Source organism: Nonomuraea sp. NPDC001684 (assembly GCF_053596515.1).
Genome location: NZ_JBSFGJ010000001.1, coordinates 33,074 through 47,983 on the forward strand (window position 1 = coordinate 33,074; position 14,910 = coordinate 47,983).

Below are 14,910 nucleotides of genomic sequence, written 5' to 3' on the forward strand. Positions count from 1 at the left end.
GATGACGGGTGAGCCCTGTTCGGGGCTCTCGGTCGATTTCGGAGGCCCTGGCGCATTCGGCGCGGACGCGTCCCCCGCGCTTCGTCCTGGCCGGGAAGGTCAGCGGCGGTAGCCGGCCATGCGCTCCAGCCTCGCCACCCGCTCCGACGTGGGCGGATGCGTCGAGAAGAGGCGGCCGAAGCCGGATCCGCTGAACGGGTTCGCGATCATCATGTGGGACGCCGACGTGAGGCGGCTGTTCTCGGGAAGCGGCAGCCTGCGCGCACCCATCTCGATCTTGCGAAGGGCCGAGGCCAGGGCCAGCGGGTCGCCCGTGAGCCGCGCGCCCGACTCGTCGGCCTGGAACTCTCTGGTGCGGGAGATCGCCATCTGGACCATCCCGGCCGCCACGGGCCCGAGGATCATCATCAACAGCGCGCCCACGAACCCGGGCCCCTCGTCGTCGTCGGAACCGCCGAAGAAGACGGCGACGTAGCTGAGCCAGGTGATCATCGTGGCCAGCGCACCGGCCACGGAGGAGACGAGGATGTCCCGGTTGTACACGTGGGACAGCTCGTGCCCGATCACGCCGCGCAGCTCGGACTCGTCGAGCAGCTGGGTCAGGCCGTACGTGACGCACACGGCGGCCTTCCGCGGGCTGCGGCCGGTCGCGAAGGCGTTGGGCTGGACCGTCGGGGAGATGTACAGCCGCGGCATCGGCTGGCGCGCCTCGGTGGAGAGCTCGCGGACGATCCGGTAGAGCGTGGGGTGCTCCACCTCGCTGACCGGTCTGGCCCGCATGGCCGACAGCGCGATGCGGTCGGAGAAGAAGTAGGCGACGCCGTTGCTCAGCAGGGCCAGCACGAGCGCGATCTGCAGGCCGGTGCCACCCCCCAGCCACGCGCCCATCACGATGATGAACGCGGACAGACCTCCCAGGAGGATGGCGGTACGCAGACCGTTGTGGTGCAAGGTCTCCCCCCTTCGTGGTCCGGGTTTCACCTCGTCCAACGACGACGACCCGGTCTATCGTTCCCCGGCGTGCTCAGCTGCGGGCGGAGCGCGACTTACCCCCGTGTCCGCCGGGGAACAGGGCGGGGTACGGCCCGGCTGCCCGCACGAGGACAGCCGGTGTCATGACCTGCCTACGGTCAGCTCGTGGCCGATAAGGACGTCATGTCCAGCACGAGCTGCGGAGCGACCGAGAAGAGGATCGCCACCGCCAGGGCCAGGCCGACAGCGAGCCACGCCGATGGGGACGAACCACGCAGGCGCGTCTCCCCGGGAGGGGCGAAGAGGCGGGCCGCCCAGGCGGCGTAGTAGTAGAGGCCGATCACGGTGTTGACGGCCATGACCAGCGCGAGCCAGCCGAGGCCGCCCTCGACGATCGTCCGGAACACGAAGACCTTGGCGAAGAGGCCGGCCAGCCCCGGCGGCAGCCCTGCCAGGCAGACCAGGCAGAAGGCCAGCGCGATGCCGGCCGCCGGGCTGCGGAGGACCAGGCCGCGATAGTCGTCGAGCTCGTTGCGCGGGGCGGCCCTGGAGACGAGCATGACGACGGCGAAGGCCCCGAGATTCATGGCCGCGTAGATGACCAGGTACGCGACGGATGTGCCGGTCGCGGCCTGGGACGGAGCCTGGGACGCGGCCTGGGACGGAGCCACCGTGGCGGCGATCGCCAGCGGGGCCAGGATGTAGCCGGACTGGGCGACCGAGGACCAGGCCAGCATGCGGACGGCCGACCGCTGACGTATGGCGAGCAGGTTGCCCACGGTCATGGTCAGCGCCGAGATGACCGCGATCACCGGCCCCCAGGTGGACGACTGGCCGGCCAGCCCGGCGACCAGGACCAGGATGAGCCCCGCGAACCCGGCTGCCTTGGAGACGACCGAGAGCAGGGCCGCCACCGGGACGGGCGCGCCCTGGTAGACGTCCGCCGCCCAGGAGTGGAACGGCACGGCGGCGATCTTGAACGCGAACCCGGCCGCCACGAGGACGACGCCCACCGTGACGACCGCGGGCAGCCCGTGGGCCGTCTCCAGGGCCGTGGAGTGCGTGCCCGCCGCCCCCGGCGCCGGGATCCGGCCGCCCAGGACGGCCGCCACGCGGGACAGGTGGACCGCGCCGGAGACGCCGTACAGGAGGGAGACGCCGAACAGCATGACGGCCGTGGACACGACCGACACGACGAAGAGCTTGACCGCGGCTTCGGAGGCGCGCCCGTCGTAGCGTTTGAGCGCGGTGAGGGCGAACACCGGCAGCGAGACCAGTTCGAGCGCCACCACGAGCATGATCAGGTCGCGGGAGGCGGGCAGGGTCACCGCGCCGACGAGGGTGCACAGCAGCAGGAAGTACCACTCACCGGCCGGGATGCCGCCCCCGGCCAGCTCCGTCATCGACATCAGCACGACCACCAGGGCCGCGACGAGCACCAGCCCGGCGAAGACCGTCGTGAACCGGTCGGCGACGAACGAGCAGAGCGTGCCCGCTCCCCCGGTCGCTAGGTCCGGCGGCACGCAGAACGTCGCCCGGGACGTGCCGCCTGCGGCCTGCGCGATCACGAACCCGAGGGCCACGACGACCCCCGCCAGGGTCACCAGCCCGAGCGCGGTGCGGGTACGCGTCGAGGCGGGCAGGAACACGTCGAGCAGCAGCACGAGCCCGGCCACCACCGCCAACGCCAGCGGCGGCGCGATCACGAAGTAGTCGATCTGCTGAGTCATGGCAGGGCTCCCAGCAGGGTCTGCGCCACCGGCGTGGTGAGTGAGAGCAGGAGACCGGGCCAGAGCCCGAAGAGCACGATCAGGACCACCAGCGGGGTCCACGCCGCCGCTTCGTAGGACCGGAGGTCGTCGATGCGCTGCGTGGCGTGGCCGGCTTCGAGGGTCGCGGTCGCCGGCTGCCCCGGGAGCGACTCCGCCGAGCCGAGAGGCACAACGGGACGTTCGTCCGGCGTCTCCCCCTCCGGCGGGGTCTCCCGCTGCCGCGCGGCTCCCGACGGACGGCCGTGGGTGACGCGGGACAGCATGAGCACGAAGTACGCGGCCGTCAGGACCGCTCCCAGGCCGCCGATCACCATGTACGTGCGGAAGAGCGCACGTGGCAGGCCGCTCGCCGGCTGGAACGACCCCAGCAGCGCCAGCATCTCCCCCCAGAACCCGGCCAGGCCGGGCAGCCCGAGCGAGGCGATCGCGGCGAACGTGAGCACCGATCCCAGTCGCGGCATCGTGGCCAGCAGGCCACCGCCGAGGCTCGGCATGTCGGCCGTGTGACAGCGGTCCTTGATCCCACCGGCGAGGAAGAACAGCAGGCCGGTGATCAGGCCATGGGCGACGTTCGCGAACAGGGCGCCGTTGACGCCGACCGGGGTCAGGGTGGCGAAGCCGAGCAGGACGAAGCCCATGTGGCCCACGGAGGAGTAGGCGATCATGCGTTTGAGGTCACGCTGGGCCAGGCAGGCCAGGGCGCCGTAGACGATGCCGGCCACGGCGAACGCCCCCAGCCACGGCGCCACGGCGGCTGCCCCCTCGGGGAGGACGGGGATGGCGATCCTGGCGAAACCGTACGTGCCCATCTTCAGCAGCACTCCGGCCAGCAGCACCGAGCCGACGGTCGGGGCCTCGGTGTGGGCGTCGGGCAGCCAGGTGTGCAGGGGCCACATCGGCGTCTTGACCGCCAGGCCCACACCGATCGCCACGAACGCCACGATCTGCACGGATCTGGACATTCCTGCGCCGTGGGCGGCGGCCAGCTCAGCCATGTCGAGCGTGCCGGTCCGCGCCCAGACGAGCAGCAGGCCGAGGAGCATCACGACCGAGCCGAGCAGCGTGTACAGGATGAACTTGACCGACGCCGCCCGCCGCCCGGCGCCGCCCCAGATGCCGATCAGGAAGTACATCGGGATCAGCACGATCTCGAAGAAGACGAAGAAGAGCAGCAGGTCGAGGGCGAGGAACGTGCCGATCATGCCGACTTCGAGCACCAGCAGCGTGAACACCAGCGCCCTCGGCCTGTTCCCCAGGAACCGGCTCGGCGTGCGGGGCCGGCCCCAGGACAGGTAGCCGAAGCAGAGGAACGTCAGCAGCGCGGTGAGCACGATCAGCGGCAGGGAGATGCCGTCGACGCCCAGATGGAAGCGGAGCCCCAGGCCGGGGATCCACGGCTGGTCGACCGCGAACTGCAGGCTCGTCGGCCGCCCGTGGTCGAACGTGGCCGCCATGACCAGGGCCAGTGCCAGCGTGACCCCCGAGAGGATCAAGCCGTACGTGCGCAGGACCGGGCGGAGCGCGCCGGGGGCGAGGAGGAGCACGAGCGCGCCGAGCAGGGGCACGGCGAGCAGTGCGACCGACAGCCAGCCCGTCATGTGAGCATCACCGCCCCCACCGCGATCAGGATCACGCCGGCGAGAACGCCGCTGACATAGAGCTGCACGTTGCCGTTCTGGGCCAGGCGCAGCCATCCGGACAGGCCGCGGGCGGTGCGGCCCGACCCACGGACGGCGCCGTCGACGACCACGTCGTCCGTTCTGACGACCAGCCGGGCCAGGGCCGTGATCGGGCGGACGAACAGCGCCGCGTAGACGTCGTCGACGTAGAAGGCGCGCTCGCAGGGCACCCGTAGAGGTCCCAGCAGACGGGCCGGGTCGGTGACGGGATCGCCGCGCCAGACGGCGTGGACGACGCCCGCGCCGAGCAGCGCGAGCACGACGCTGATCACGGCCACCGCCAGCTCGACGTGCGGCTGCCCCGCGAAGCCCAGCAGCAGAGCGGGGACCGCGAGGAGCACGACGGGCACGAGCATGGTCTTGGGGGCCTCGGTGACGTCGACGACGTGGGCCGTGCCGGGCTCGGGCTCGGGGAGCGCCACCACGCGCGACGGCCCGAAGAACGTGCGGAGCCAGGCTCTGGTGGCGTACGCGCCGGTGACGGCGACGGTCGCGAGGGCGCAGCCGTACAGGAGCAGGGCGGCGGCGTCCGTCAGGCCGCCGCCGGCCAGCGCGCCGTCCATGGCCGCCAGGACGCCGTCCTTGCTGAAGAAGCCGCTGGCCGGTGGCAGGCCCATCAGAGCGGCGAACCCCACCGTCATCGTCACGAACGTGACCGGCAGCTCGCGGCGCAGCCCGCCCATCTGGGTCATCAGGTTGGAGCCGACGTGGTGGATCACCACTCCCGCGCACAGGAACAGCAGCGCCTTGAACGCCCCGTGGGTCACCAGGTGGAAGATCGCCGCCCGGTCGGAGCCCGCGGCCAGACCGCCGGCCATGTAGGCGAGCTGGCTGACCGTGGAGTAGGCGAGCACCCGTTTCAGGTCGTCCTGGGCGAACGCGGCCAGTGCGGCGCCCAGCATGCCGATCGCGGCGATGACGGCCAGGACGTCGAGCGTGGGACGGGCGGCGAGGAAGGCGGGAAAGAGCCTGGCCACGATGAAGATGCCGGCGGCGACCATGGTGGCGGCGTGGATCAGCGCGCTGATCGGGGTCGGGCCCGCCATGGCGTCCGGGAGCCAGGTGTGCAGCGGCACCTGGGCGCTCTTGCCGGCGACGCCGCACAGCAGCAGCATGGTGGCCGTCGTCAGGGTGGCCGCGGACATGTCGGGCACCTTCGCCAGCACGTCGGCGACGCGGAAGCTGCCCGCCGCCGTGCCGAGGACGAAGATGCCGAACAGGAAGCCGACGTCGCCGAGCCGGGTGACGAGGAACGCCTTGACCGCCGCGCGCGAATTGCCCCGGTCTTCCCACCAATGACCGATGAGGAGGTAGGAGCACAGGCCCATGATCTCCCAGCCCACGTAGAGGACCAGGAGGTCGCCCGCGTAGACCACCAGGAGCATGGCACTGGTGAACAGGCTGATGAACGCGCTGTAGGAGGGGTAGCGGGGATCGTCTTTGAGGTAGCCGACCGAGTAGACCTGCACGGCCAGCGCCACCAGCGTCACCAGGACGCCGAGGACGGCCGACAGGTCGTCGGCCAGCAGGGTCAGCGAGATCGGGACGCCGCCGGTGACGATCGAGCCGTACGTGCGGCCCACGGGCGCCGAGGGGGCGCCGCCTTCGAGGAACGTGAAGCCCGGCCCCCAGGCCAGCCAGAGAGCCAGGACGGCCGACGCCGCCGTCGGGATGACGGCGATCCAGGCGGCTCGGGTGTTGGCGCGTTCGCCGGCGGTCTTCTCGGCCGCCGCGAGCCGCGCTCCACCCGGTGGCTGTTCCTGGACAGCGGGGCGGGCGTGCGGCCAGCGGGAGAGCAGCAGGCCGGTGGCGGCGGCGAGAGCGGGCAGCAACACGGCCAGCAGCGGGAACGTCGTCACAGCTCGCCCCCTCGCCGGGCGCTGCGGTCGTCCGGGTGGGGCCGGCCTGCGCCGGTCGGCGAGGCCGGATGGTGGTCGTTGAGAGAGGGCGGGGTGGTGCCGGCGGCCTGGCCGGAGGGGGTGGCGGCCGGGACCAGGTCAGGACGTTCGTCGGGAGGCTCGGACAGGTCGCGGAGGTGGTCGAGGTCGACGGTCCGGCGGTTGCGGTAGAGGGCCAGGACGATCGCCAGGCCGAGGCCGACCTCGGCGGCGGCGATGACGATGACGAACAGGGTGAGCACCTGACCGCTGTGCAGCCGGTCGCGCAGCCACACGTCGAACGCCACCAGGTTGAGGTTGACGGCGTTGAGCATCAGCTCGACCGACATGAGCACGAGGATCGTGTTGCGCCTGGCGAGCACGCCGTAGACGCCCACGGAGAACAGCAGCGCGGAGACGACCGCCGGGTAGACGATGTGCACTAGTGACCCCCGGTCTGATCGGGCGGCGAGCCGGGAATGTCCGTACGGGACAGCACGATGGCTCCGATCAATGCGGCGAGCAGCAGCACGGACAGCGCCTCGAACGGCAGCACCCAGGTGGCGAAGACGCTGGCGCCCAGCTCCTTCGCCGCCCCCTGGCCCGGTGTGAGCGGGGTGTACGCCGTGCGGAAACCGTCGATCACGACCGTGACCAGGACCGCGGCGGTCGCCACCGCCACCAGGGCGGCCACCGGCCGGTTGCCGCTGTCGAGGTCGGCGGAACGGCCGATCGGGGCACGGGTGAGCATGATGCCGAACAGCATCAGGACCACCACCGCGCCCACGTAGATGAGCACCTGGACCCAGGCCACGAACTCGGCGGTCAGCACCAGGTAGCCGCCCGCGAGCGCGCCGAAGGAGACCACGAGCCACAGGGCGGCGTGGACGAGTTGCCGGGTCGTGACGACGAGCAGCGCCGATCCAACCGCTACCGCTCCCAGCAGCAAGAAGACGATCTCTTGCCCGGTGGGTGACAGGTAGGAGGGCACCGCCTCGGTCACGACTCCTCCTCGGACTCCTCTGTGTCGTCAGGGCCGAGCCGCCCCGGCGGTCGGATGAACCTCGGGTCCGCCATCCGGCGCCTGCGGGGGCTCGCGGAAGAAGTCTGCTCGTCCGGGCCGGGTTCCGGAGACGGTTCACCCGCGCCTGTGGAAAACCCGTTCGAGGGCGGCTCGCCTGTGGATGAAGGCGTTCGCGGCGGGCGCTCGTCCGAGGCCGGGGCGTCCTGGTCGGACGGGCGGTTCGGCTCCTCGCCCGCCGGAGCTGCGGCGTCGCCGTCATGGGCGCGCGGCGCGTCGCCCTCCGCCGCGGGGGGAACGTCGCCTTCCGTCACGTCTGACGGGCTTGCCGCTGTTGACGGTTTCGGGGTCGTTGTGTCGGACGGGCGAGTGTCTTCCGGCTCTTTGTCCTGTGCATCGGCGGACGGTTCGGCCGCTTGCGGGCTTGGCGGGAGAGCGCCTGGAGGACGGATGCCTCGTACGTTGGACATGGGCCTGCGCGTACGCTCGCGGCGGCCCGCAGGAGACGGAGGCGCGGCAGGGCCTTCGCCGCGCGCGGCTTCAGGAGCTTCCGCGGGGCCGGCCTTCTCACCTGCTCGCTCTTCCCGGTCGGCGCCGGTGCGCGCTTCGACGCCTCCGGCCGACGGGCCCGCGTCGGTGCGCCCAGCAGGCGGAGTTGCGCCGGCCTGTCCGGCGTCAGCTGCTGCGGCCCCTTCGGGGCCAGGGACGGCTTCCCCGCCTTCGGGACGGCGCGCTGCTTCGGCGCCGGGGGGTGCGCTCACGGCGGAGCCGACGTCAGGGGTTGCGCTCACGGCGGAGCCGGCGTCGGAGGTTGCGCCTACGGCGGAGTCGGGGCCGGGCGGTGATGTGGCGCTGGCCTCGGAGTCGGGGCCCGCGTTCGCGCCGGAGGCAGCCGCGCCCGGCTCTCCGCTCCCCGGAGGCACGGCTCCCGGCTCGGCGGCTCCCGGCTCGGCGGCTCCCGGCTCGGTCACGCCCTCTCCCGGGACCCCCGCCGCTCCCCTGCGGGCACGCTCGTCCTGCGGGCCGGCGCCCGGTCGCGCTGTGCCCGTTCCCTGGGGGGTCGTTGGCGCTGCTTCGCCCGTGGCGCCCTCCCGCTCTCGCGGGGCGCGGCGGGCGGCTCCGGCGGGGCCGGGTGCTTCAGGCGCTGCTCCGGGGCGGGTGGTTCCGGTACGGGCCGCGGGACGGCGAGGAGCCGCCGTGAGCTCCTTGGGCGGTTCTGCGCCGGGATCGTGGGCGGGCGGCGGCGGGACGGTCTGGGTCCAGGACGCCAGCTTGTCCTTCTCATGAAGAAGGTTCCGGATGTCACCCTCGGCGTACTCGAACTCCGGAGACCAGAAGAGCGCGTCGAAGGGGCAGACCTCGATGCAGATGCCGCAGTACATGCACAGCGCGAAGTCGATGGCGAACCGGTCGAGCACGTTGCGCTGACGGGGACGCCCGCCCTCCGGTGCCGGGATCGTCTCCTTGTGGGAGTCGATGTAGATGCACCAGTCGGGACACTCTCGGGCACAGAGCATGCAAGAGGTGCAATTTTCCTCGACGAGGGCGATAACGCCTCGACTGCGCGGCGGAAGAGCCGGCTTGACCTCGGGATACTGCTGGGTGACGGATTTGCGCAGCATGTGGCGAAGAGTGATGGACAGCCCTTTCGCCAGTCCGACTCCCGGTATCCGCGCCATGGTTCAACATCATGACGTACTTGGCGGCGGAGGTGAATGAGCCAAGACCCTTGTCCCCAGTTTTTCCACAGCCATCCACAGGTTCGGCGGAAGTTATCCACAGGCTGGGTGACTGTCCGATATGAACGACTGCATGGCGATAGTCTCTCGGCCATGCCGTACAGCCATCCGGTCCGTCCCAGCAGCGGGGCGTGGGCGGCCGCCATCGGGTGGGCCAGCCTGGCCCTGATCTCGTGCGGGCTGGCGACCCCGTTCACGATCGGGTTCGCGGCATTCTGGCTGCGGAGCACCTGGCAGGCCATCGGGGCCTGCGTCTACCTGGTCCTGATCGGCTCGTTCGTCATCGCCATCATGCTGTACGACGACTTCGACAACATCCCCGAGCCGATGTCCACTCTGATCTCGTTCGGGTTCGTGATCGCCTGGATCGGCGGGATCGCCCATTCGGCCGTCCTGGTGCCGGCGATGGCGCGGGCGCGGCACCGCCCGCCGGTGCACGCGCAGGCCCCCGTGCGCACGCAGGCGCCCATGCACGCGCCCGCCCAGACGCCCACGCCGCGGCATCGGCCCGCCGACCTGCATCAACGAACCACGGCCCCCACCCATCAGCAACATCGCGGGCAGCCAGAGTGGATCGGGCACTACCGGGTGCTGCACCAGCTCGGGCGCGGCGGGCAGGGCGCCGTCTACCTGGCCATGGCGCCCAACGGGGCGCGGGTGGCGGTCAAGGTGCTGCACGACCTGGTCGACGAGACGGCCCGCACCCGGTTCGCGCGGGAGGTGGACGCGGCTCGGCGGGTCGCCACGTTCTCCACAGCCCGGGTGCTCGATGTGAACATCAACGGGCAGCACGCGTACATCGTCTCGGAATACGTGGAGGGGCCGTCGCTGGAGCAACTCGTACGGCGCCACGGGCCCCGCGACGAGGACGGCCTGACGCGGCTCGCGTTATCCACAGCCGGAGCGCTGGCGGCCATCCACAAGGCCGGGGTGGTGCATCGTGACTTCAAGCCGAGCAACGTCCTGATCGGGCACGACGGGCCGCGGGTGATCGACTTCGGGATCGCGCGGGCGCTCGACCGGATGACCATGACGTCCGGGAAGATGGTGGGGACGCCGCCGTACATGTCGCCTGAGCAGCTGACCGGGGAGCCTGTGGGGCCGGCGTCCGACGTGTTCAGCTGGGCGGTGACGATGATGTTCGCGGCCACCGGGCGTCCGGCGTTCGGCGAGGACACCGTGCCGGCCGTCTTCAACCGGGTGCTCACGGTCCACCCGGACCTGTCGCCGTTGCCGCCCGCCTTGCGCGGCGTGGTGGGGGCATGCCTGAACAAGCGCCCCCAGGAACGCCCGTCGGCTTCGGACGTGATGGTCGCAATCGTCCACTGACCACCGCCCCCGGCACATGCCGCGACCACCGAACAACCGACCGCAGGCGGATGACCACCACTTACCGCTTCGCCCACCGGTGACCGCCCGTGGGCGGTCCGTGCCAGCTGGATCGGGAGGGCTCGAAGCGAGTCGCCCCACCACGAAGCGCCGTACGACGAAAGCGGGTCACCCCTGCCCAAAGGGACAGGACGGGAGATGGAGTAGGGCGCCCCTCACGATCCGGTCGAGGGTTCGTGGAGGGCGGCCCGATGAGGAGGGGGTCAGGGGAAGGCTTGGCGGGAGCGAGTGGTGAGGGTCAGGTATTCCTCGTGGGAGACCCGGTGCATCGCCAGCCCCAGCCCGTGGCGTTCGGTGAAGCGGTGGAGAGAGGCCGGGGGCCAGCGGCCGGGCAGGTGGAGCAGGGGGTTCCCCGCGGGGTCGAGGAGGAAGACGCCGCACAGGTCGTCGTGACGGTACCGGAGGAGACTGCTGCCCGGTTCGACCGGAAGTTCGGTGATGACCCCCGAACGGCGGTACACCGACAACGTCCGGGACGACTTCATCCGCAGATACGGCCCTCCAGGCGGCCCCACGACAAGGCCACGCCTCTCCTGCCACCGGTGCACCCCGCCCAGCACGGGCCGTACGACGAGCAACGCGGGACTGAAAGCCACCATCAGCCATTTGGCCTCGATCAGTTCCATCAGAAAACGTCCGAAGGCCGAGAAGCCGCGCCAGGCGACCCACATTCCGGTGACCCCCAGATACACCATCAACGCCAGCCCGGCGATTCCCGCGCACACCCCCAGCGCCAGGTTCCATCGGGCCGTCCGCGGCGCCGGGATTCCGCGGATGCGTTCCCAGCCGGGGGCGCGGGCGGCCAGGATCCGGCGCGCCCGCTCGGAGCTGTCGTCCCGGCCGTCCCGGAGCGGGATGCCGGCCTTGGCGGCGAAGTCCCGCAGGTGGGGTGGGTGCCAGTCGCCAGGCAGGTCCAGCAGGACGAGCCCGTCGGGGTCGAGGGCGGCGACCCCTTTCAAGAACCGCGACCTCTTCCCGGAACCGTCTGTCGAATAGTCGTAACGGTAGAGCGACGCGGGCGACAGGGTCGTGGAACGGCCCCTGGCTTCGTCGGTGACGGTCAAGGTGCGGCCGTCGGAGGTGAGAGTGACTTTCGGGCAGCGGGCGCCTTTCATCGCGCCCGCGACGGGCAGGATTTGCGCGTTCACGAATTGTCCCCTTCATCCGGGGCCCCCTATGCCGGGTACGACGGATAAGGGCGTCATAAAGTTTCCGCCGGAGCGAAACTCAGATGAGGACCTTCACCACTCCGGTGAGCGCGAGCTGCACGAGTGCCAGCGGCACCAGTCCGGCCCAGGCGAGCTTCTGGAGCTGGTCCTCACGCAGCCGCGGATAGGTGACGCGCAGCCAGATCACCACGAACGCCAGCGCGAAGACCTTGATCAGGGTCCAGATCCAGCCGGGCAGGAACGGCCCGTGCCAGCCGCCCAGGAAGAGCACGGTGGTCAGAAGGGACAGGACGACGATCCCGGCGTACTCGGAGAGCATGAACAGGGCGAACCGCATGCCGGTGTACTCGGTCATCGGGCCCATGATGATCTCGGACTCGGCGATCGGCATGTCGAACGGCGGACGGCGCAGCTCGGCCAGCCCCGCCACGAAGAACACCACGCCGCCGATCGCCTGCCAGGGCAGCCACCACCACTGCCACGCCTCGACGATGCCGGGCATCGACAGCGTGCCCGCCGCCATCGCCACGGACGAGGCCGCCAGCACCAGCGGCAGCTCGTACGACATGAGCTGGGCGGCCGCCCGCATGCCGCCGAGCACCGAATACTTGTTGGCCGACGCCCACCCCGCCATGATCGCGCCGAGCACCCCGACGCCCATGACGGCGAGCACGAAGAACAGCCCGAGATCGAGGTCGACGGCGACCAGGCCACGGTCGAGCGGAATGACGATCAGGACGACCAGGTACGGGACCAGCGCCACGCCCGGCGCGATCATGAAGACGCGGCGGTCGGCCGCGGCCGGGATGACGTCCTCCTTCTGCATGAACTTCACGCCGTCGGCGATGAGCTGGGCCCAGCCGTGGAAGCCGCCGGCGTACATGGGGCCGAGCCTCGACTGCATGTGGGCCATGACCTTGTGCTCGGTCTGGCCGACGATCAGCGGCAGCACCAGGAACACGACGAGGATGACGACGAAGCTCAGCACCACTTCAAGCATCAGGCGGACCCCAATCGGCCGGTACTCCGGGCGGAAGCGTCTTGCGGCGGCTCGGGGCGCCGTGCCCTGACTCGCCCGGCTCCTTGGCGCCCGGCCACGGCTTGGCCACGCGGGCGGCCAGCACGAAGTCCTTGCGCAGCGGATGGCCCTCGAAGCCGTCGGGCAGGAGCAGCGGCACCAGGTACGGGTGCTCCTCGAAGATCACCCCGAACATCTCGTACGTCTCGCGCTCGTACCAGTTCGCCCCCCGGTAGACGCCGACGGCGGACGGCAGGCGCGGGTCGGCGCGCGGCACCCGGGTGCGCAGCAGCAGCCGCTCGCGGGTGTCCAGGTTGTAGACGTGGGCGACGACGACGAAGGCGTCGGGCGGCTCGTCCACGCCGGTCAGCCAGTCGAAGAAGGCGTGGCCGAGGTCGTCGCGCGCGAAGGTCAGCAGCTCGATCCAGTCGGCGGGGGCGACGTCGACCGTGGTCTCGCCGTAGGACTCGCTGATCTCGGCGCGCTCGCCGAAACGGGCGGCGACGGCGGCGTTCACGCCTGGTCCTCGGAGCCGTGGGAGCGGGACCACACGTAGCGGTCGCTCAGCTTCTCCCCCGCGATCTTCTCCTGAAGCTTCATGATCCCGTAGAGCAGCGCCTCGGGACGGGGAGGGCAGCCGGGCACGTAGACGTCGACGGGGATGATCTGGTCGACGCCGTTGGTGACGCAGTAGGAGTCCCAGTAGGGGCCGCCGGTGTTGGAACAGGCGCCGAACGAGATCACGTACTTGGGATCGGGCATCTGCTCGTAGAGGCGCTTCACGGCGGGGGCCATCTTGTCGGTGACCGTGCCGGAGACGATCATCAGGTCGGCCTGACGGGGGCCGTTGGCGAACGGGATGACCCCGAACCGGATGAAGTCGTGCCTGCTCATGGAGGTCGCGATGAACTCGATGGCGCAGCAGGCCAGCCCGAAGTTGAACACCCACAGCGAATAGCGCCGCCCCCAGTTGAGCACGAACCGCATGGGTTTGGGCGCGAGCCTGGAGACAGGTCCGACGGTGGGCATCGGGAGATCCGTTGCTGCCATGTCGCCCATTCTTGCGCGAATCGCAGGTCAGGCAAAGGAATCATGTCTCTTGGTGGCGCCGAGCTCGGTGGCGAGCCGGTCGAACAGGGGGGCGAGTTCGGCCTCGATGGCCTCGTTCTCGTTGTCGCGCAGCCTGATCAGGGGCCAGTCGTGAGGCAGCGAGCGGACGAACTCCACGCGCAGCGGGAGCGGTGGATGCGAGTCGTCGAGGCGGGCCTGTGCCATGGCCTCGATCCGGCGGCGCCGTTCGAGCTCGGAGTCGGGGACGGCGGCCTGCCGCTCGCGCAGGTGCTCCCACACCGAAGGGCCGAGCGCGGACGACATCCAGGCCAGTTCGTTCACCTCGACGTCGGCGGTGGCGACGAGGTCAAGCATTGCTGCGGCGGCCGCGGAGGAGGCGATGCGGGCGGAGCGTTCGTCGGCGACGTACTCGGCCTGGCGGGCGGAGCGCATGGTGACGACCAGCAAGAGCAGGCCCACCAGCCGGACGACGAGCCCGGCCACGCGCATCACGATGAGCAGCACCAGCCCCAGGACGCTGAGCACGCTCTGCGGCACGGCCTCCGCCATGTACTCCCCACCCCCGGCCGCGCCGCGCATCGCCCGGTGCACGGCGGCCAGCGCGCCGAGCGCGGTACGGGTGAACCGGTCGTGGCGGCTGTCGCCGTTGCTGGAGTGGCTCAGCTCGTGCGCGAGCAGCGCCACCCGCTGCTGGGGTTCGAGCAGCGCCCAGAGGGGGGCGCCGATCGTGAGCACGCGTCTGCCGCTTGGGCCCGCCTGTTCGAAGGACGCGTTGAAGACGGGGGTGACGACGACGAGGTCCACCCGGTCCGCCCCGATCTCCGCCCCGATCCTGTCCGTCAGGTCGTACAGGCGCGGCGCGGCGTGTCTGGTGAGCACGAGCGGCCCGCTCGGCACCCGGCCCAGACGCGGCCGCATCAGCCAGGCCACGAACAGCAGGAACGCGCCGAGCAGCACGCCGAGAACGTTCGGCCACATGACGACCGCCCAGCCGGCCGCGGCGAGCGCGCTCGCCGCGATCAGGTGGATGAGCCCCGCGAACAGGTACGAAAGCGCCCGCGGGACTTTCCCCTTCGGTACGTCGGCGCCTGTCCTGAGCACGTCGGCGTGCAGTCCGGCCGTCAGTCGGTCGGCGAGGACCGCGCTGATCGAGCGCTTGCCCTGAGGGACGGGCAGATTCCATCCGCAGGACGGACACCAGGC

12 protein-coding genes and 1 pseudogene are annotated in these 14,910 nt (G+C 71.0%); 1 reads left to right on the forward strand and 12 read right to left on the reverse strand.

Annotated elements, in window-relative coordinates; genetic code table 11:
* Nucleotides 1–99: 99 nt before the first annotated feature.
* The 7 genes and pseudogenes from htpX to ACWCSD_RS00225 all read right to left on the reverse strand — a co-directional run bounded on the left by htpX (nucleotide 100) and on the right by ACWCSD_RS00225 (nucleotide 9,000).
* The gene (gene htpX / locus ACWCSD_RS00195; RefSeq protein WP_358289996.1) at nucleotides 100–951 is read right to left on the reverse strand and encodes a zinc metalloprotease HtpX; all 852 of its coding nucleotides are present in this window, start codon (nucleotides 949–951) and stop codon (nucleotides 100–102) included.
* Between the two features lie 179 nt (nucleotides 952–1,130).
* Complete coding sequence (locus ACWCSD_RS00200) at nucleotides 1,131–2,702, reverse strand: NADH-quinone oxidoreductase subunit N (RefSeq protein ID WP_449912115.1); 1,572 nt, start codon at nucleotides 2,700–2,702, stop codon at nucleotides 1,131–1,133.
* Nucleotides 2,699–4,342 (reverse strand): complex I subunit 4 family protein, encoded by a 1,644-nt coding sequence (locus ACWCSD_RS00205; RefSeq protein ID WP_449912117.1) that lies wholly within the window; start codon nucleotides 4,340–4,342, stop codon nucleotides 2,699–2,701. Before ACWCSD_RS00205 ends, ACWCSD_RS00200 begins: the two co-directional genes overlap by 4 nt.
* Complete coding sequence (locus ACWCSD_RS00210) at nucleotides 4,339–6,282, reverse strand: NADH-quinone oxidoreductase subunit 5 family protein (RefSeq protein WP_449912119.1); 1,944 nt, start codon at nucleotides 6,280–6,282, stop codon at nucleotides 4,339–4,341. The genes ACWCSD_RS00205 and ACWCSD_RS00210 overlap by 4 nt, the downstream gene beginning before the upstream one ends.
* A gap of 158 nt (nucleotides 6,283–6,440) precedes the next feature.
* Nucleotides 6,441–6,743: pseudogene (nuoK, locus tag ACWCSD_RS00215) on the reverse strand (NADH-quinone oxidoreductase subunit NuoK); the annotation flags it as partial.
* Complete coding sequence (locus tag ACWCSD_RS00220; protein WP_352322488.1) at nucleotides 6,743–7,303, reverse strand: NADH-quinone oxidoreductase subunit J family protein; 561 nt, start codon at nucleotides 7,301–7,303, stop codon at nucleotides 6,743–6,745. The pseudogene nuoK and the gene ACWCSD_RS00220, both read right to left, overlap by 1 nt.
* Nucleotides 7,300–9,000: a 4Fe-4S binding protein gene (locus ACWCSD_RS00225; RefSeq protein WP_449912122.1), complete on the reverse strand. Its 1,701-nt coding sequence runs from the start codon at nucleotides 8,998–9,000 to the stop codon at nucleotides 7,300–7,302. Before ACWCSD_RS00225 ends, ACWCSD_RS00220 begins: the two co-directional genes overlap by 4 nt.
* Before the next feature lie 153 nt (nucleotides 9,001–9,153).
* Here ACWCSD_RS00225 and ACWCSD_RS00230 point away from each other — a divergent pair, with 153 nt between their 5' ends.
* Complete coding sequence (locus tag ACWCSD_RS00230; protein ID WP_358290010.1) at nucleotides 9,154–10,389, forward strand: serine/threonine-protein kinase; 1,236 nt, start codon at nucleotides 9,154–9,156, stop codon at nucleotides 10,387–10,389.
* Nucleotides 10,390–10,652: 263 nt separating this feature from the next.
* Here the strand turns inward: ACWCSD_RS00230 and ACWCSD_RS00235 are convergent, their stop codons facing one another.
* The 5 genes from ACWCSD_RS00235 to ACWCSD_RS00255 all read right to left on the reverse strand — a co-directional run bounded on the left by ACWCSD_RS00235 (nucleotide 10,653) and on the right by ACWCSD_RS00255 (nucleotide 14,808).
* The gene (locus ACWCSD_RS00235) at nucleotides 10,653–11,597 is read right to left on the reverse strand and encodes a hypothetical protein (RefSeq protein WP_449912125.1); all 945 of its coding nucleotides are present in this window, start codon (nucleotides 11,595–11,597) and stop codon (nucleotides 10,653–10,655) included.
* A gap of 79 nt (nucleotides 11,598–11,676) precedes the next feature.
* Nucleotides 11,677–12,618, reverse strand: a complete 942-nt coding sequence (gene nuoH, locus ACWCSD_RS00240) for an NADH-quinone oxidoreductase subunit NuoH (protein WP_358290014.1) — start codon at nucleotides 12,616–12,618, stop codon at nucleotides 11,677–11,679.
* Nucleotides 12,611–13,153 carry an NADH-quinone oxidoreductase subunit C gene (locus tag ACWCSD_RS00245; protein ID WP_352364678.1) on the reverse strand — a complete coding sequence of 181 codons (543 nt, stop codon included), beginning with the start codon at nucleotides 13,151–13,153 and terminating at the stop codon, nucleotides 12,611–12,613. The genes nuoH and ACWCSD_RS00245 overlap by 8 nt, the downstream gene beginning before the upstream one ends.
* Complete coding sequence (locus ACWCSD_RS00250) at nucleotides 13,150–13,686, reverse strand: NADH-quinone oxidoreductase subunit B (RefSeq protein WP_449912128.1); 537 nt, start codon at nucleotides 13,684–13,686, stop codon at nucleotides 13,150–13,152. Before ACWCSD_RS00250 ends, ACWCSD_RS00245 begins: the two co-directional genes overlap by 4 nt.
* A gap of 27 nt (nucleotides 13,687–13,713) precedes the next feature.
* The gene (locus ACWCSD_RS00255; RefSeq protein WP_449912130.1) at nucleotides 13,714–14,808 is read right to left on the reverse strand and encodes a M48 family metallopeptidase; all 1,095 of its coding nucleotides are present in this window, start codon (nucleotides 14,806–14,808) and stop codon (nucleotides 13,714–13,716) included.
* Between the last annotated feature and the right edge of the window lie 102 nt (nucleotides 14,809–14,910).

Bases quoted from the DNA above. Each gene is read 5' to 3' on its own strand.
- ACWCSD_RS00230 (WP_358290010.1), top strand. From the start codon at position 9,154: ATGCCGTACAGCCATCCGGTCCGTCCCAGCAGCGGGGCGTGGGCGGCC.
- ACWCSD_RS00200 (WP_449912115.1), bottom strand. From the start codon at position 2,702: ATGACTCAGCAGATCGACTACTTCGTGATCGCGCCGCCGCTGGCGTTG.
- nuoH (WP_358290014.1), bottom strand. From the start codon at position 12,618: ATGCTTGAAGTGGTGCTGAGCTTCGTCGTCATCCTCGTCGTGTTCCTG.
- ACWCSD_RS00250 (WP_449912128.1), bottom strand. From the start codon at position 13,686: ATGGCAGCAACGGATCTCCCGATGCCCACCGTCGGACCTGTCTCCAGG.
- ACWCSD_RS00205 (WP_449912117.1), bottom strand. From the start codon at position 4,342: ATGACGGGCTGGCTGTCGGTCGCACTGCTCGCCGTGCCCCTGCTCGGC.
- ACWCSD_RS00225 (WP_449912122.1), bottom strand. From the start codon at position 9,000: ATGGCGCGGATACCGGGAGTCGGACTGGCGAAAGGGCTGTCCATCACT.